19 protein-coding genes are annotated in these 15,848 nt (G+C 56.2%); 6 read left to right on the top strand and 13 right to left on the bottom strand.

Annotated features, from left to right (window positions below; genetic code table 11):
- Positions 1 to 11: 11 nt before the first annotated feature.
- The gene (locus OLX72_RS10490) at positions 12 to 974 is read right to left on the bottom strand and encodes a Hint domain-containing protein (RefSeq protein ID WP_433988604.1); all 963 of its coding nucleotides are present in this window, start codon (positions 972 to 974) and stop codon (positions 12 to 14) included.
- Between the two features lie 4 nt (positions 975 to 978).
- Positions 979 to 1,488 carry a toxin-activating lysine-acyltransferase gene (locus OLX72_RS10485; protein ID WP_433988603.1) on the bottom strand — a complete coding sequence of 170 codons (510 nt, stop codon included), beginning with the start codon at positions 1,486 to 1,488 and terminating at the stop codon, positions 979 to 981.
- Positions 1,489 to 1,697: 209 nt separating this feature from the next.
- Between OLX72_RS10485 and OLX72_RS10480 the strand changes: the two genes are divergently transcribed.
- Positions 1,698 to 2,573 (top strand): TIGR01459 family HAD-type hydrolase, encoded by an 876-nt coding sequence (locus tag OLX72_RS10480; RefSeq protein WP_114871257.1) that lies wholly within the window; start codon positions 1,698 to 1,700, stop codon positions 2,571 to 2,573.
- 29 nt (positions 2,574 to 2,602) lie between these two features.
- Here OLX72_RS10480 and tnpA read toward each other — a convergent pair whose 3' ends face one another.
- Entirely contained in the window at positions 2,603 to 3,001 is a 399-nt protein-coding gene (tnpA, locus tag OLX72_RS10475; RefSeq protein ID WP_433988602.1) for an IS200/IS605 family transposase, read from the bottom strand.
- Between the two features lie 227 nt (positions 3,002 to 3,228).
- On the opposite strand from tnpA, the gene OLX72_RS10470 reads away from it, so the two are divergent.
- The 4 genes from OLX72_RS10470 to OLX72_RS10455 all read left to right on the top strand — a co-directional run bounded on the left by OLX72_RS10470 (position 3,229) and on the right by OLX72_RS10455 (position 6,263).
- A complete protein-coding gene (locus OLX72_RS10470) occupies positions 3,229 to 3,672 on the top strand; it encodes a MaoC family dehydratase (protein WP_114871258.1) in 444 nt (147 codons plus the stop codon).
- 148 nt (positions 3,673 to 3,820) lie between these two features.
- The gene (locus OLX72_RS10465; RefSeq protein WP_114871259.1) at positions 3,821 to 4,753 is read left to right on the top strand and encodes a bifunctional riboflavin kinase/FAD synthetase; all 933 of its coding nucleotides are present in this window, start codon (positions 3,821 to 3,823) and stop codon (positions 4,751 to 4,753) included.
- Positions 4,750 to 5,220, top strand: coding sequence for a YcgN family cysteine cluster protein (locus tag OLX72_RS10460; RefSeq protein WP_433988601.1), 471 nt, complete (start codon positions 4,750 to 4,752; stop codon positions 5,218 to 5,220). The genes OLX72_RS10465 and OLX72_RS10460 overlap by 4 nt, the downstream gene beginning before the upstream one ends.
- A complete protein-coding gene (locus tag OLX72_RS10455; protein ID WP_114871261.1) occupies positions 5,220 to 6,263 on the top strand; it encodes a threonine aldolase family protein in 1,044 nt (347 codons plus the stop codon). Before OLX72_RS10460 ends, OLX72_RS10455 begins: the two co-directional genes overlap by 1 nt.
- Here the strand turns inward: OLX72_RS10455 and OLX72_RS10450 are convergent.
- Both OLX72_RS10450 and OLX72_RS10445 read right to left on the bottom strand, forming a co-directional pair.
- On the bottom strand, positions 6,260 to 7,066 hold the full coding sequence (locus OLX72_RS10450) for an alpha/beta fold hydrolase (protein WP_433988600.1): 807 nt from the start codon (positions 7,064 to 7,066) through the stop codon (positions 6,260 to 6,262). The genes OLX72_RS10455 and OLX72_RS10450 overlap by 4 nt on opposite strands.
- The gene (locus tag OLX72_RS10445; protein WP_114871262.1) at positions 7,066 to 7,665 is read right to left on the bottom strand and encodes a 2-hydroxychromene-2-carboxylate isomerase; all 600 of its coding nucleotides are present in this window, start codon (positions 7,663 to 7,665) and stop codon (positions 7,066 to 7,068) included. The genes OLX72_RS10450 and OLX72_RS10445 overlap by 1 nt, the downstream gene beginning before the upstream one ends.
- 109 nt (positions 7,666 to 7,774) lie before the next feature.
- Here OLX72_RS10445 and OLX72_RS10440 point away from each other — a divergent pair, with 109 nt between their 5' ends.
- On the top strand, positions 7,775 to 8,794 hold the full coding sequence (locus OLX72_RS10440; RefSeq protein ID WP_433990420.1) for a ribose-phosphate pyrophosphokinase: 1,020 nt from the start codon (positions 7,775 to 7,777) through the stop codon (positions 8,792 to 8,794).
- Between the two features lie 16 nt (positions 8,795 to 8,810).
- Here OLX72_RS10440 and OLX72_RS10435 read toward each other — a convergent pair whose 3' ends face one another.
- The 8 genes from OLX72_RS10435 to OLX72_RS10400 all read right to left on the bottom strand — a co-directional run bounded on the left by OLX72_RS10435 (position 8,811) and on the right by OLX72_RS10400 (position 15,831).
- Complete coding sequence (locus tag OLX72_RS10435; RefSeq protein ID WP_433990419.1) at positions 8,811 to 9,557, bottom strand: FkbM family methyltransferase; 747 nt, start codon at positions 9,555 to 9,557, stop codon at positions 8,811 to 8,813.
- 99 nt (positions 9,558 to 9,656) lie between these two features.
- Positions 9,657 to 10,007 (bottom strand): H-type lectin domain-containing protein, encoded by a 351-nt coding sequence (locus OLX72_RS10430; protein ID WP_114871265.1) that lies wholly within the window; start codon positions 10,005 to 10,007, stop codon positions 9,657 to 9,659.
- A 124-nt stretch (positions 10,008 to 10,131) separates the two neighbouring features.
- Positions 10,132 to 10,845 carry an FkbM family methyltransferase gene (locus OLX72_RS10425; protein WP_433990418.1) on the bottom strand — a complete coding sequence of 238 codons (714 nt, stop codon included), beginning with the start codon at positions 10,843 to 10,845 and terminating at the stop codon, positions 10,132 to 10,134.
- 137 nt (positions 10,846 to 10,982) lie between these two features.
- Positions 10,983 to 11,381: a F0F1 ATP synthase subunit epsilon gene (locus OLX72_RS10420; RefSeq protein WP_114871268.1), complete on the bottom strand. Its 399-nt coding sequence runs from the start codon at positions 11,379 to 11,381 to the stop codon at positions 10,983 to 10,985.
- Between the two features lie 14 nt (positions 11,382 to 11,395).
- The gene (gene atpD / locus OLX72_RS10415) at positions 11,396 to 12,820 is read right to left on the bottom strand and encodes a F0F1 ATP synthase subunit beta (RefSeq protein ID WP_114871269.1); all 1,425 of its coding nucleotides are present in this window, start codon (positions 12,818 to 12,820) and stop codon (positions 11,396 to 11,398) included.
- A gap of 21 nt (positions 12,821 to 12,841) precedes the next feature.
- A complete protein-coding gene (locus tag OLX72_RS10410) occupies positions 12,842 to 13,714 on the bottom strand; it encodes a F0F1 ATP synthase subunit gamma (protein WP_114871270.1) in 873 nt (290 codons plus the stop codon).
- A 17-nt stretch (positions 13,715 to 13,731) separates the two neighbouring features.
- Positions 13,732 to 15,270: a F0F1 ATP synthase subunit alpha gene (gene atpA / locus OLX72_RS10405; RefSeq protein ID WP_433990417.1), complete on the bottom strand. Its 1,539-nt coding sequence runs from the start codon at positions 15,268 to 15,270 to the stop codon at positions 13,732 to 13,734.
- The gene (locus OLX72_RS10400) at positions 15,271 to 15,831 is read right to left on the bottom strand and encodes a F0F1 ATP synthase subunit delta (protein ID WP_114871272.1); all 561 of its coding nucleotides are present in this window, start codon (positions 15,829 to 15,831) and stop codon (positions 15,271 to 15,273) included.
- Positions 15,832 to 15,848: the final 17 nt, after the last annotated feature.

Here is a 15,848-nt window from a genome sequence, read left to right as displayed (position 1 = left end):
ACCAACAGGTCTTAAACCGGTTGAAGCATTGCGGCCTCAAATTCCTTAAGCATTTTCCGCGCCGCTGCGCCAAATCCGGTGGGCATCGCACCGGGGGTATCGGCAAAGATTGCCGCCAGTTCCTGCAATCCTTCGGACCCCATCGCACTCAGCGCCTCTTCGCCCAGATACAGGCTCTCGGCTTTGGCCCCTTCGGCCAACAACACCTCGTGACGGTCCAGCAAGATGTGAAAGTATTCAACAGGTGTAACGGGCGTGACAATCTCGATCCCAGGCCAGTTGATCAGGCTTTTCGCCGGCACCAGCACTTCGGCTTCGCCAAACAACAACTCTACTGCCGGCCCCGCCATTAGAATGCGGTGCTGCTGGGACACAAAAAGATCACGTTGCGGCACCCCGGCCCCTAACGCGCCCGCTGCAATCCGGACCGGGCGCAGCGCCGTTTTTTCATTCAGGTCCTGAACCGATACAGCACTGCTTTCGATCCACCGGACATGTTGTGGGCCGTGGTCAACCGTGGCCACCAGATCCCCGACATTCAAATCCTGAACCGCAACGGCCCCGGACGGTGTGTCGATAAGCGTTCCCGCACAAAAGCATACGCCCTCGATCGTCACTGTGACCAGCAACGTTTCCGTCTGGTTGTTGATCCCGCCCCCCGGCGGGAATGCAAAGGCCGTGAACGTGACTTCAAACGTGTCTGAAACGATCTCTCCGTTGTCCAATGCGTCAAACTCGACCGGATCAACGACATAAGTCCATTCGCCGGTCGTGCCATCGATCGTGGCCGTCCCGATCCCGGGGTCATCGGAAATATCCCATGTGGTGAACCACAGGCTCCAACCGGGATTATTGAACGTGACAGTGGCGTCAAGATCGCCGGTCGCGTCATTGGGTGGCTCACCCGTGACAAACCCGGTGCTGTCACCGGTGATATCGATATCAATCGCGCCAGGCGGGGCTACCGATACCATCAGATCACGCCCCGCGATCCAGCAAACGTTTGAACGCCGCTTTCTTGTAAAGATGCATGTGTACCGTTCCGTCTTCTGTTCTGGTCCACTCGACGATCCGTTCGCGCGTCAGGTCACTGTCCATTCGATTGGTACGGACTCTTTCGTGGGGAATTTCACGCTTCAGTATGTCAACAATTTGACGGATCTGACCAAAAGGCGCGACCATATCCACGATCCAGAAGGACGAACCGCTGGCGAAATCCTTGTCGGTCAAAGGCTTGCCTTCGATCGCATACTTCCGCTCCGCATCATCCGACAGGCCTGCAAACGTTACGAACCCGCGCGGAAACCCGTTTTGTCGAAAGATATGATACTGGCGCAGGCGCAGCGGCGTTTCAAAAGCGTAAATCGCCTGTGTCAAAGACCGTTTGTTATGGGTTTTTGTCAGACCCGACAAATACAGCATCGCACCCAGATCGGCATATGCCTCTGGCGCGATATCAAACCAGCCTTTCGGATACGTCTGTTCCAATGCCTGCTGCCTTTTTGGCTTATTGACGACAGTCTGCCACGACACGCCCCATTTTTGAAGAGTCCGTATGACCGCTCCCTGCGCAAAACATCGCCAGTGTTCCAAATGCGCCCCATGTGGTCCGGGCGGGATATTTCTGGTGGCCCCGGCCTGATGGTTCTTTTATGCAGAACAGGCGCCTTCCCCTTTGTCCAAATCCCGAGGTTTGAATGACCCAGATTATCTCTGCCCTGTCCGACATCTCTGACACTTATGAGGCCCTGTTTGTGGATCTGTGGGGGTGCGTTCATGATGGCGTGAAAGCGTTGCCCGAGGCTGTTGCGGCATTGCAGGCGTATCGCGCCAAAGGGGGCGCTGTTGTTCTGGTCACAAATTCGCCCAAACCCCGCGCTGGTGTCGCAAGCCAGATGAAATCCTTCGGCGTGCCCGATGATGCCTGGGACACCATTGCAACATCCGGGGATTCCGCGCGATCGGCGATGTTTCAGGGTGCGGTTGGCAAAAATGTCTATTTCATGGGTGAATGGGACAGAGATGCTGCATTTTTCGAACCGATCCATCTATTGGACAATCCTGTCGACATAAAACGCGTCCCGCTGGATCAGGCCGACGGGATTGTATGTTGCGGACCGTTCGACCCGATGGCCGACCCGGATGTGAACCGCCCCGACTTTCTGTACGCAAAGCAAAAAGGTCTGAAACTTTTGTGCGCAAACCCTGATATCGTCGTGGATCGGGGTGAAGTGCGCGAATGGTGCGCCGGAGCATTGGCGCAGCTTTACACCGAAATGGGCGGCGAAAGCCTGTATTTCGGCAAACCCCACCCACCAATCTACGATCTGGCCCGCCGCAGACTGGCCGAAATCGGGAATTTGCCCCGCGACAACGCGATTCTGGGCATCGGAGACGGCATTCTGACCGATATTCGTGGCGCAATGGGTGAAGATATCGATTCTCTTTTCATCACTGGCGGGCTGGCGGCCATAGAAACCAAAACGTCGCACCAGCCGGACCCGGATGCGCTAACCGCTTATCTTGAAAAGGAAATGTCCAATCCGACCTATGCAATCGGAAAACTGCGGTAGTGAAGGACCTCCTGCTGACGCAGGAGGCATCATTTGGTGGAATGTAATTCCAGGTACTGCTTGATGACATCGTCAGTCACGTTCCCGGAGGTCGTCGAGAAATACCCACGCGCCCAAAAGCGTCTGCCCCAATACCGCTTGCGCAGGTCAGGGAACTCCATCTGGATGCGTCGGGATGAGCGACCCTTGATGCGTTGCATGACATCGGACAGGGACAGCTTGGGCGGGATCGACAGGAACATATGGATATGATCGCGCGCCAAAACGCCTTTCACGATATGGACACCCAGTTCTCCGCAGGTCTGGATGATTATTTCACGGATCCGCTCACGCATGGCACCCTGCAGAACCTTGTACCGGTACTTCGTGGCCCATACGACGTGGTATCTATGATAGAATCGCGTGTGCGCGGATGACGAGTAGCGCATGATCTTCTCTCCTGAATTTTGAAACCATACCGCCTCAGCGGGTTTCAAAATTCAGGAGAGAAGATCAGAATAGATTCGCTGAAGCGAACCGGCTGGAAGCCGGTGGCTTAAATCCATTAGGTGGAAAGTCAAAAAAAGCTTGCCTTTCTGCATCTGCAAAGTAATAAAGTTACGCAATCGGCCCCAAAACAGGCCCTAATATTACTTTCGGAATTCAGGAGGGCGATATGTTGGACAACATGCCCCGCGGCACGATCTGTATCGAAGACATTGAAATGGGCATGATCCGCTCGTTGCAGAAGGTCGTGACCGACCATGACATTGAACTGTTCGCACAAGTATCGACAGACCGTAATCCGGTTCATCTGGATGATGAATACGCTCAGGATACGATATTTGAGGGACGGATTGCGCATGGCATGCTGACGGCTGGCCTGATTTCTGCGGTGATCGGAGAACAATTGCCGGGTCACGGCACGGTTTACATGGGCCAGACCCTGAAATTTCTGGCACCTGTCCGCCCCGGCGACAGGGTTCAAGCCGAGGTGGAAGTGATCGATATCGACTTTTCAAAGCGCCGCGTCAAACTGGATTGCCGCTGTCTGGTTGACGGCAAAAAGGTTCTGATCGGCGAGGCCACCGTTCTGGCACCGTCGCGCAAGTTCGACTGATCCGGCCCCGGCGTTCCACACCGCGCGTCCCGATCCGGGCTGCGTAAGGAACAAGTATTTATGAAAAGATGAAAATGGCGCCGTGCGATGACGCACCCGGGTGCAACTGCGTCTTGCGTCCGTGCAAACAGGCGGCTACCCAAGCGCCATGAGAATTGTCCGGGATTATCAATTTGTCGAGCCGCAGGATCGCGGCGCCTGTGCCGCTATCGGCAATTTTGACGGTGTCCATCTGGGCCATCAGGCGGTTATCGATCTTGCCAGAAAAACTGTGCCTGATGCGCCACTGGGTATTGTGACGTTTGAACCGCATCCGCGTGCTTTCTTTGCCCCGGACGCTAAGCCGTTTCGATTGATGGGCAGCGAGGCGCGCGCAAGCCGGTTGGAAAAACTGGGCGTCGATCTGCTGTATGAATTGAACTTTAACGCCGGACTTGCCGGGCTGAGCCCCGAAGAATTTGCCCGCAACGTGATCTGTGACGGTCTGGGCCTGTGCCATATAATCGTCGGACCGGATTTCTGTTTTGGCAAAGGCAGGGCCGGCAATGCGCAGGATCTGGTGCGGTTCGGGCAGGACATGGGATTTGGCGTGACGATTTCGCCGCTGATCCAGCAGGGCGTTGCGCGCGTGTCATCCACGGCGATCCGTCAGGCGCTAAGCGATGCACGGCCACGCGACGCGGCAGCCATGCTGGGGCACTGGCATCGCATCGAAGGCCCCGTCATCAGCGGGGAACAGCGTGGGCGTGATCTGGGATATCCCACGGCCAATATGTCGATCGACGGGCTGCACCCGCCTGCATATGGCGTTTATGCGGTTCTGGTGGATGTTCTGGATGGCCCTCACAAGGGCGAATATAAAGGCGCGGCGTCCCTTGGCGTGCGCCCGATGTTCGGGGAAAACCGCGCCAATCTGGAAACGTTTCTGTTCGATTTCTCCGGTGATTTATATGGTGCACATCTTTCAGTCGCTCTGGTCGAATACCTGCGTGGCGAACAGAAATTCGATTCACTTGACGCGCTGACAGACCAGATGAAAGCGGACTGTGCCCGGGCGCGTAGCATTCTGGACGCCTTATGAAAGACCCGATCGAACGCGACGGGCTGGCCAGGCGGTTCTGGGAGTTCAAACCCCTGAACCGGATGACACAGCCCGAATGGGAGGCGCTGTGTGATGGTTGCGGCAAATGCTGTCTCAACAAACTTGAAGACGAAGACACAGGCGAGGTTGCTCTGACGCGCGTCGCCTGCCGTTTGTTTGATGACGAGACATGCCGATGCGCGCAATATGATATCCGCCACCAGTTCGTGCCGGAATGCATTGTTCTGAAACCGGACAATCTGGATACGCACGCCTACTGGATGCCACAAACCTGCGCCTACAGACTATTGTGGGAGGGTAAACCGTTGTTTGACTGGCATCCCCTGATTTCGGGTGACCCCCAAACCGTTCATGATGCCGGCGTATCCGCGCAGGACATCACGGTCAGCGAGTTTGCAACCCCCGAAGACGAGTGGGAAGACTATATTATCGAGGAGCCGACCTGATGTTTTTTGCATCTGACAACGCGGGGCGCGTGCATCCACAGGTTATGGACGCACTGGCCACAGCCAATGAAGGCTTTGCAAAGCCGTATGGTGCCGATCCCATCATGCAGGACGTGCGCACCCGCCTGCGCGAAATCTTCGAAGCGCCAGAGGCCGCGATCTATCTGGTGGCCACCGGAACGGCCGCCAATTCCATCGCGCTGGCCACGATTGGCCAACCCTGGCAAACCGTGTTCTGTTCGCCCGTGGCCCATATTCAGGAAGACGAGTGCAACGCGCCGGAGTTCTATTCCGGCGGGGCCAAGCTGACCCTTGTCGGCGATCGCGACAAGATGAGCGCACAGGCCCTGAACGCGGCCATCGGGCGCGAAGAAACACGTGGCGTGCACGGCGCACAACGCGGGCCGGTTTCGATCACACAAGTGACCGAACGTGGATCGGTATACACTCTGGATGAGATCAGAGCGCTGTGCGATGTGGCAAAATCGTTTGATGTGCCGGTACATCTGGACGGCGCGCGTTTCGCCAACGCACAGGTTGCGCTGGGGTGCAGCGCCGCCGACATGACGTGGAAGGCCGGTGTGGACGTGGTCAGCTTTGGCGGCACCAAGAACGGCCTTATGGGGGTCGAGGCGGTGATCCTGTTCGATCCTTCCAAGGCGTGGGAATTCGAATTGCGGCGCAAGCGCGGCGCGCATCTGTTTTCCAAACATCGCTACCTGTCGGCGCAGATGGCAGCCTATTTGCGCGATGATCTGTGGCTGGACAGTGCGCGCGCGGCCAATGCCAATTGCGCGCGTTTGGCCAACGGGTTAGCCAATGCGGGTGCGCAACTGCTGTATGAACCGCAGGCCAATATGATTTTTGCCGATTTTCCACGTGCAGCGCACCAGCGTCTGCACGATGCCGGGGCCATCTATTATGTCTGGGAAGGCCAGCTTGACGGAAATGATCCCGAAGAGTTGCTGACCGCGCGACTGGTCTGCGACTGGTCGATCACACATGACCAGATCGACCGGTTCGTGGACATATTGAAGGGTTAGGGCGCGTGCGAGAACAGGTCACGGATTGAATCTGCGACCAGACCTGCATGGGTGATCGGGGCCATATGCCCTGCCCCCGGAATTGTGACGCGCGTTGCATCCGGCAATCGCTGCGCCAGAGCCTGACAAATCACATCCATGATCGGATGGGCAGCAGCCCCTTGAACCAGCAGCGCGGGCATCGCCGCCCGTTCGATCACACCGGGGGCAAGCAGACCGTGAACATCGAGGTTCAGGCTGTTGTTTGTCGCCGGGATAAAGATGATCCGATCACACAGGTAAGACCGTGTCTGGGCCGGCAGATCAAACCAGCGCCGCCCATCCCCCCACGCCCGCACAAAATTGCGCGTCACACTTTCTTTGTTGGCGTCCAGATTGCCAAACATGGCCCGCTCTTCTGCGATATAGGCGTCATAAGCGTCCGGGGCGATCGCCTTGGCCGCCGCAAAAAACACCGGTTCAACCAATGTCAGACTGCGCACCCGATCAGGGAAAAGCGTTGCCAGCCGCAGGGCGACCGTCGCGCCGAAGGAATGGCCGACAAGGTCCATCCCGTGCGTCAGCATTGCCGCGCCCATTTCGGTCGCAACATCATGCAGGTCTGAATGACCATCCCAGTCGCCCGATCGTCCGTGCATCGGCAGATCGTAGGCGGTGATTGATGCGATGTCCTGCAACTGCTGCGCCAGTCCAGTCCACGCCCCCGAATGCGCCAGCGAGCAATGTATCGCCAGAACATCGCGTGGCCCGCCAGGGTACATATGCCAATAGGCGGGATGCCCGCCCAATTCACCCGTTGGCATCAGCCGCGTGCAGCCAGATGCGCTTCCAGATCATCCAGACGGTCTTCGCCCCAGAACCGCTGATCATCATCGGTGATGAAAAACGGCGCGCCGAACGCCCCGCGGTTCACCGCCTCTTCCAGATTGGCGGCATAAGTTTCCGCCCCTGCCAGCAACCCGCTGTCAGCAAGCGACGGATCAAACCCCGCCTCTGACAAACAGGCCTTGATCACATCATCCTGTGCCACGTCTTTTTCTTCGGCCCAACAGGCGGCTGTCAGCGACGCAACCAGTTTTGAAAGATCACCACCGCCTGCCGATTGCGCTGCAATGATCGCATAAGACGAAGGTGCCGGATTGGTCGGCCAGAACGCTGGCTTGGGATTGATCGGTTTGCCCGCACGCGCAGCGCGGCGCGGGATTTCCTGCAACCTGTATTCCTGACGCGAGATATGCCGGTCCTTGGGCGGGATGCCACCGGTGCGCGCAAACAGCCTCATGATATCCAGCGGCTTGTACGTGATGGTTGCGCCGTGTTTTTCAGCGATTTCGGCCGGTCTTGTACCGGACAGATAGGTGAAGGGCGAAATCGTTGCGAAAAAGTAATCTATATGGGCCATCTTGTCTCTCTTGCTCCCCTAAATCTTGGACGGACCGTAAGGCCGTGCTAAGCGGTGTCAACATCACGATTCTGTCACATAACCACCGCTGCCACGGGGAATCCATCAAATGCCAGCCATAGTCGAACCCAAGATGATCGCGGGGAATGCAAACCTGCCTCTGGCCAAAGCCATCGCCCGCCGCATGAGCATGTATCGCGGGTCCAATGTCGGGCTGGTCGATGCCCGCGTTGAACGGTTCAATGACGGCGAAATATTTGTCGAAGTGTACGAAAACGTGCGCGGCGAGGATATGTTCATCATTCAGCCGACCTCGAACCCAGCCAATGACAATCTGATGGAACTGCTGATCATGTCAGATGCGCTGCGCCGGTCTTCGGCAGCGCGCATTACTGCTGTTCTGCCCTATTTCGGATATGCCCGCCAGGACAGACGCACCAAGGCACGCACGCCGATTTCTGCGAAACTGGTTGCGAACATGCTGGTCGAGGCGGGAATTGAACGGGTACTGACGATGGATCTGCACGCGGCACAGATTCAGGGGTTTTTCGATATTCCGGTCGATAACCTTTATGCGTCCCCCATTTTTGCGCTGGATATCCAGACGCAGTTCAAAGGCCGGATGGACGATCTGGCCGTTGTGTCCCCGGATGTGGGCGGCGTGGCCCGCGCGCGGGAACTGGCCAAGCGGATCAATTCGCCGCTGGCGATCGTTGACAAACGCCGCGAAAAACCCGGCGAAATCGCTGAAATGACGGTAATCGGCAACGTGAAAGACAAGGTATGCCTGATCGTAGATGACATGTGCGACACGGCCGGAACGCTGTGCAAGGCGGCCGAAGTGCTGTTGGAAAACGGCGCGAAGGAAGTGCATTCCTATATCACGCACGGTGTCATGTCCGGACCCGCTGTGGAACGTGTGACAAATTCGGTAATGAAATCTCTGGTTATCACCGACTCTATTCAGCCCACGGCAGTGGTAAAAAGCGCCGCAAACATCCGTATCGTGCCCACCGCCCCCCTGTTCGCGCAGGCGATCCTGAACATCTGGAACGGAACGTCTGTCTCATCCTTGTTTGATGCCGAAACGCTTGAGCCGATTTATGACGGAATGTACGCGCTCGGCTAGACGAAGGCCCGGTTTATCAACCGGTCGGTTGAGATATCCATTCTTGGGGTAGTGTTAACGCAGGACGATGCGGGTTGTGCCGACGATCCAGCGCATTAGGCAACCCTGATACGGGCCGTGCGTTGACAACGCGGTCACGGCGCAGAAATGTGGCTTCCACGACTCGGGGAATTTGAACCGCTTCAATTTCCACAACACCTGACACATTGTTGGGATGCAGATGAACCGACTGGAAATCGGGGGAAAGCGCATCAATCATCGCCTTTGCCCGGTTGAAAAAGGCAGGCTTTGTCAGGCTTGAAGGGATATGATGCAACTCGATCACGATGATCCTGAACCTTTGCAAAACTTCCGCTGGCGTTGCCGCCAGTGTTTTGTATTCCGCGCCTTCTATATCCATTTGCAGCAGTAGATCAGAGTCGGAGTCCGGATCGGTCTGGTTCACCCAACTCGCAAGCGACATGAATTCACCGTCATCCTCGGGTCCCAGAAACTTTTTTACAAACTGCCCGCCCGGTACATCAATCGGCGGCGCATCAACCGAAGCATCTGCCATGAATGATGGGATTCCGTGTTTGGCGATATCGAATTCAAAAGAAGATTGCGCGGAAACACCGGGGGAGTAACACGCCGAAATACCTGAGAAATCGTTTGGTACGAGATATCCACCATCCTTGAAATCGCCCACCCGGATCAATGGCTTATCAGTTTGAACAGGACGCAGAAAATCGCCGAAGAATGCAAAATTCTTGTAAAAATCCAAAATGTTCAGCCCCTCGCCGAAAACACATGATCAAAACTTAGTGGAGGGGTTCTTGGAAGACAAGCACTGGTCAGCTGAGTGGGAATTGCACGCCTTGCCCTAGTACAGTTCCCAATCATCCGCATGCGCCAACTCGCCCATCGCCATCCAGGCGGCCCGGATGCGCGCGACACGGGTGTCGGCCCATGTACGAAACACCAGATCGAACCCGATTTCGGTGATGTTGTCGGCGGATAAGTCAGCACGGATATTCTGTTCCGCGTCCACATCCCACAGCGAAATCGAAACATGAACCGCGGGGGGGACACGGAAACTTTCCGAAAACGCAACGGTTTTGCGGCGCTCACGCGGGCCGGTTCCGGTCCACATGGTGCCTCCGTTCTCAAACTCCGAGAACATAGCCGTTTCACCCTGATCGATACCAACCAGGTGGTTGCGCAATCGTTTCATAAAACCAGTCAATCATTGCCCGACCGCCAGATTATCCGCGGATTTGGACAAAATTGGGCCTTTAAAAAGGTATGTTTCGCGGAACTATCACGCCTGAAAAATAGCGTACCAGCGTGAAACAGCCTTATACGTATGTGTTTTTCTGCAAATACGGCATCGTCAGCGGTTCGAAATACAGGTCAATCTGCCAGAAACATTTGTCTTGCGGGCGCCACAAAGGATCGGACATATCGACCACCCCAAAGCCCTTGGCCCGCATATAGGCCACCATTTCGTCAAACAGCAGTGATGTGGGGGTAAGCTGATAACAATACACTTCGATCACGACCAGTGAAGCCTTGGCCAGCACGTTTTCAGCGCCTTCTAGAATAGGGACTTCGTGCCCGTGGGTGTCCAGCTTCAGGAAGAACGGGGCTTCATATGGCCCGTTCGGAGCTGCGAAATCATCCAGACGCACGGCCTTTACTTCAATGGCCGTTTCCGGATTTTCCGGATCAGCCGACCCTCCAAACGGAACGCTCCCGTCGAAACGGAGCGTCCCCGTCTTATCACTCGCGGCGGCAAGTTCGTATTCTGCCTGCGCATGTACGCGACAAAAGGTTTCCAGCGCTGGCTGATGCACCGGATTTGCTTCGACCAGAAGATAGTTTGCGTCGGGAAAATAATCCATGGCGGCCAGGGACCACCGCCCATCGGATGCACCCACATCAATCACGGTTTTCACTGTCACACCCCGTGCTGAAATCCGTTTCAACGCTGCCCGCGCGTGTGATCTCTTTCTTTCCGCGGCATACCGCTTGAGAGAAGGTGGCACAGCTTTTTTCAGAAGGGTCTTCATGTCAATGTTCCTGATTATCTTTGCACAAAAATCGCATTTTCAACAATTCGATACAACTCGCATCCGCAATAACAAAAGGCCCCGCCGCAACCGGCAGGGCCTTGAAACTGTTACAGGGCTGCATACCCGGTCAGCGCTTAAACGCCCACCGCTGTCCGCAAAGCTGCCAGATCCGCCAGCAATTTGTCCGCCGCATCCTTGGCTTCACCAGACAATCCGGCCGCACTTTCAGTGGCTTCCGCGACCAGCGCATCGATATCCGCCGCCTTGACTTCGGAGACCTCCATCGCCTTTTCAGCAAGCACCGAAGCGCCTTCGGAAGAGATTTCCGCAAAGCCGCCGGTCACAAGATATTCGGTCGTGCCCGACGGGCCGTTCACGCTCAGAACACCGGGACGCAACGTGGTGATGACGGGCGCATGATCCGGCATCGCCGTCATGTCCCCGTCCGCGCCGGGAATTTGCACCGATGCAACCTGAAGCGACGCAAGGCGGCGCTCTGGTGACACCAGATCGAATTGCATTGTGTCTGCCATCGGTTCAGCTCTCCTTAAGCGGCGTCAGCCGCCATTTTTTCGGCTTTTGCAATCACTTCCTCGATGCCGCCAACCATATAGAAGGCACCTTCGGGCAGGTGATCATATTCGCCGGCCACAACCGCTTTAAACGACTGAATGGTTTCTTCCAGCGGCACCTGTTTGCCGTCTGCACCGGTAAACACCTTGGCCACGTCGAACGGCTGGCTCAGGAAACGCTGAATTTTCCGCGCGCGTGCAACGGTCAGTTTGTCTTCTTCGCTCAGTTCGTCCATGCCCAGGATCGCAATGATATCCTGCAGGGATTTGTAGCGCTGCAGGATACCCTGAACGTCACGGGCAACGCCGTAATGTTCTTCACCAACAACAGCAGGGTCCATCAGACGCGACGTGGAATCCAGCGGGTCAACCGCGGGGTAGATACCAAGTTCGGAAATCGCACGCGACAGAACCGTTGTCGCATCAAGGTGCGCAAACGAAGTTGCCGGCGCCGGGTCGGTAAGGTCATCCGCAGGCACGTAAACGGCTTGCACGGATGTGATCGAACCGGCCTTGGTCGATGTAATACGTTCCTGCATCGCACCCATGTCGGTGGCCAGCGTTGGCTGGTATCCAACCGCAGAAGGAATACGGCCAAGCAGGGCCGAAACCTCGGAACCCGCCTGCGTAAAGCGGAAGATGTTGTCCACGAAGAACAGAACGTCGGTTCCCGACTGGTCGCGGAACTGTTCCGCCAGCGTCAGACCCGTCAGGGCCACACGCATCCGCGCTCCGGGAGGCTCGTTCATCTGGCCGTAGACCAGCGCCACTTTGGACTCTTCAAGATTGTCCGGAACGATAACGCCGGATTCGATCATCTCGTGATAAAGGTCGTTGCCTTCACGGGTCCGTTCACCAACACCCGCGAACACGGAAAAGCCCGAGTGCACTTTGGCGATGTTGTTGATCAGTTCCATGATCAGAACCGTTTTGCCCACACCGGCACCACCAAACAGGCCGATTTTTCCGCCCTTTGCGTAGGGGGCCAGCAGGTCAATCACCTTGATCCCAGTGGCCAGAACCAGCGATTCAGTCGCCTGTTCAGAAAATGCGGGGGCGTCCTGGTGAATCGAACGTGTTTCTTTCGACTTGACCGGACCTTGTTCATCCACGGGTTCGCCAACAACGTTCAGGATGCGGCCCAGGGTCGCGTTTCCGACCGGCACCGAAATCGGACCGTCCGTGTCGGTTACTTTCTGACCGCGCACCAAGCCTTCTGTGGCGTCCATCGCGATCGTGCGCACTGTGTTTTCACCAAGGTGTTGCGCCACTTCCAGCACAAGCGTCTTGCCGTTGTTGTCGGTGGTCAGGGCGTTCAGAATCTCTGGCAGATGATCGCCAAACTGCACGTCGACGACGGCGCCGATAACTTGGGTGATTTTTCCGACTGCATTTGCCATGTCGTTTGTCTCCGGTTCTCGTTAGAGCGCTTCCGCGCCCGAAATAATTTCAATCAGTTCATTCGTGATCACAGCCTGACGCGACCGGTTATATTGGATCGTCAGCTTGTCAATCATCTCGCCCGCGTTGCGCGTGGCGTTGTCCATAGCAGACATCCGCGCGCCCTGTTCGGACGCCCCGTTTTCAAGCAAGGCTGCAAAAATCTGTGTCGCAACACCGCGCGGCAGCAGATCGGCCAGAATTTCCTCTTCGCTGGGTTCATACTCGTACCCAGTTGCAACATCATCAGCATCCGTTTCGAACGCAGCGGGAATAACCTGCTTTTGCGTCGGAATCTGCGTCACAACGTTTTGGAACTCTGAGAAAAAGATCGTCGCCACATCAAACTCGCCGGCGTCAAAACGGGCCAGTACGTCCTTGGCGATATTTTGCGCATCGACATAGCCGACACGTTTGACTTCGCTCAGATCGACATGGCCCACAAAATGTGAACCATATTCGCGTTTCAACTGGTCGCGGCCTTTTTTGCCGACTGTCAGGATCTTGACGGTCTTGCCTTGTTGCAGCAATTCACCCGCACGCACCCGAGCCATTTTGGCGATGTTGGTGTTGAACCCGCCGCACAGCCCACGCTCTGACGTCATCACAACCAGAAGGTGCGTCTGGTCGGATCCCGTTCCACGCAACAACAGCGGCGCGTTATCCGATTTCCCGACAGACGCCGCAAGGCCACCCATCACGGCATTAAAGCGTTCCGTGTATGGGCGCGACTGCTCCGCAGCCTCTTGCGCGCGGCGCAACTTGGCCGCGGCAACCATCTGCATCGCCTTGGTGATCTTGCGGGTCGATTTGACCGACTCGATCCTGTTTTTAAGGTCCTTAAGACTTGGCATTGGCCTGCATCCCTCCCTTAAGCGAAGTCAGCGGCGAATTCGTCCAGCGCAGCCTTGATCTTGTCCTCGACGTCCCCTTTGATTTTGGGGTCTTCGTTGGTGATCATGTCCAGAAGGTCCTTGTGCTTACCACGCAAGTGCCCCAGCAGGCCCGCTTCGAAGCGACCAACATTCTTGACCGAGATTTTATCAAGATAGCCTTTGGTTCCGGCAAAGATCACACAGACGATTTCTGCGTTGGTCAGCGGCGAATACTGCGGCTGCTTCATCAGCTCTGTCAGACGCGCGCCACGGTTCAGCAACTGCTGTGTCGCAGCATCAAGATCGGAACCGAACTGCGCGAACGCCGCCATTTCACGATATTGCGCCAGTTCCAGCTTGACCGGGCCCGCAACAGATTTCATTGCGTTGGTTTGTGCCGAAGATCCCACACGCGAAACCGACAGACCAGTGTTCACAGCCGGGCGGATGCCCTGATAGAACAGTTCGGTTTCAAGGAAAATCTGACCATCTGTGATCGAAATCACGTTGGTCGGAATAAAGGCCGACACGTCACCCCCTTGCGTTTCAATGATCGGCAGCGCCGTCAGCGATCCGTTGCCCGCGTCATCACCCAGTTTCGCCGAGCGTTCCAGCAAACGCGAGTGAAGATAGAAAACGTCACCCGGATAGGCTTCGCGGCCGGGCGGGCGGCGCAGCAGCAGGGACATCTGGCGATAGGACACGGCCTGTTTGGACAGGTCATCGTACACGATCAGCGCATGACGGCCATTGTCGCGGAAATGTTCGGCCATCGCTGTTGCCGAATAGGGTGCCAGAAACTGCATCGGTGCCGGTTCGGACGCGGTTGCGGCCACAACGATCGAGTATTCGATCGCGCCGGTTTCTTCCAGCTTCTTGACCAGCTGCGCCACGGTCGACCGCTTTTGGCCGATCGCAACATAAACGCAGTAAAGCTTCTTGCTTTCGTCTTTTCCGGCAGCGTCGTTGATCGACTTCTGGTTCAGGATCGTATCCAGCGCCACGGCTGTTTTACCTGTCTGACGGTCACCAATGATAAGTTCGCGCTGGCCACGGCCAATCGGGATCATCGCGTCAACCGATTTCAATCCGGTTGCCATCGGTTCGTGAACCGACTTGCGCGGGATGATACCCGGCGCCTTCACGTCGGCAACGCCACGTTTTTTCGCCTTGATCGGGCCCTTGCCGTCGATCGGATTACCCAGACCATCCACAACGCGGCCCAGCAGTTCGTCACCGATTGGAACGTCCACGATGGAATTCGTGCGCTTGACGGTGTCGCCTTCCTTGATGTCACGATCGGACCCGAAGATCACAACGCCGACATTGTCAGCTTCAAGGTTCAGGGCCATGCCCTGAATGCCACCGGGAAATTCGACCATTTCACCGGCCTGCACGTTATCCAGACCGTAGACACGGGCAATCCCGTCACCAACGCTCAACACACGGCCGACTTCGGCGACTTCTGCTTCTTGACCAAAGTTCTTGATCTGGTCTTTCAGGATCGCAGAAATTTCTGCTGCTTGGATACCCATTTATCCGACCTCTTTCATTGCGTTCTGGAGGGAATTGAGTTTGGAACGGATCGACGTATCGATCATTTTCGAACCAACCTTGACGACAAGACCGCCGATCAGACTTTCATCGACGGTCGCATTGATATTTACGGTTTTGCCAAATTGCGCTTTCAGCGTTTTGGCAAGCTTGTCTGTTTGCGCCTTTGTCAGCGCCTTTGCACTTGTCACATCTGCGCCTACTTCACCTTTGCTTTCGGCGATCAGGTTGCGCAGGGATTGCACCAGTTGTGGCAGCACGAACAGCCGGCGTTTTTGCGCCATCACGGCCAGCGTGTTTGCCATCAATGGTGTCAGGGACATCTTCTTGGCAATCGCGGCTATGGCGCCGGTCTGTTCATCGCGGGTGTAAATCGGCGAATGTATCAGCGCGTTGAAATCGTCGCTGCCCGCCAAAGCATCACTCAGGCCAGTCAGATCGGATTCGATCTTGGCGATAGATTTGGATTCAGTAGCAAGTTCAAAAACGGCTGCAGCATAGCGTGAAGCGATGCTTGATGAAATCGAAGCTGGTTCAGACACGTCGACCCTTCCGACAT

This window comes from Sulfitobacter sp. TBRI5, from assembly GCF_051013555.1.
Classification (GTDB): domain Bacteria; phylum Pseudomonadota; class Alphaproteobacteria; order Rhodobacterales; family Rhodobacteraceae; genus JL08.
The sequence above is the reverse complement of the archived record's forward strand: the minus strand, read 5'-3'. Positions and strand labels throughout refer to the sequence as shown.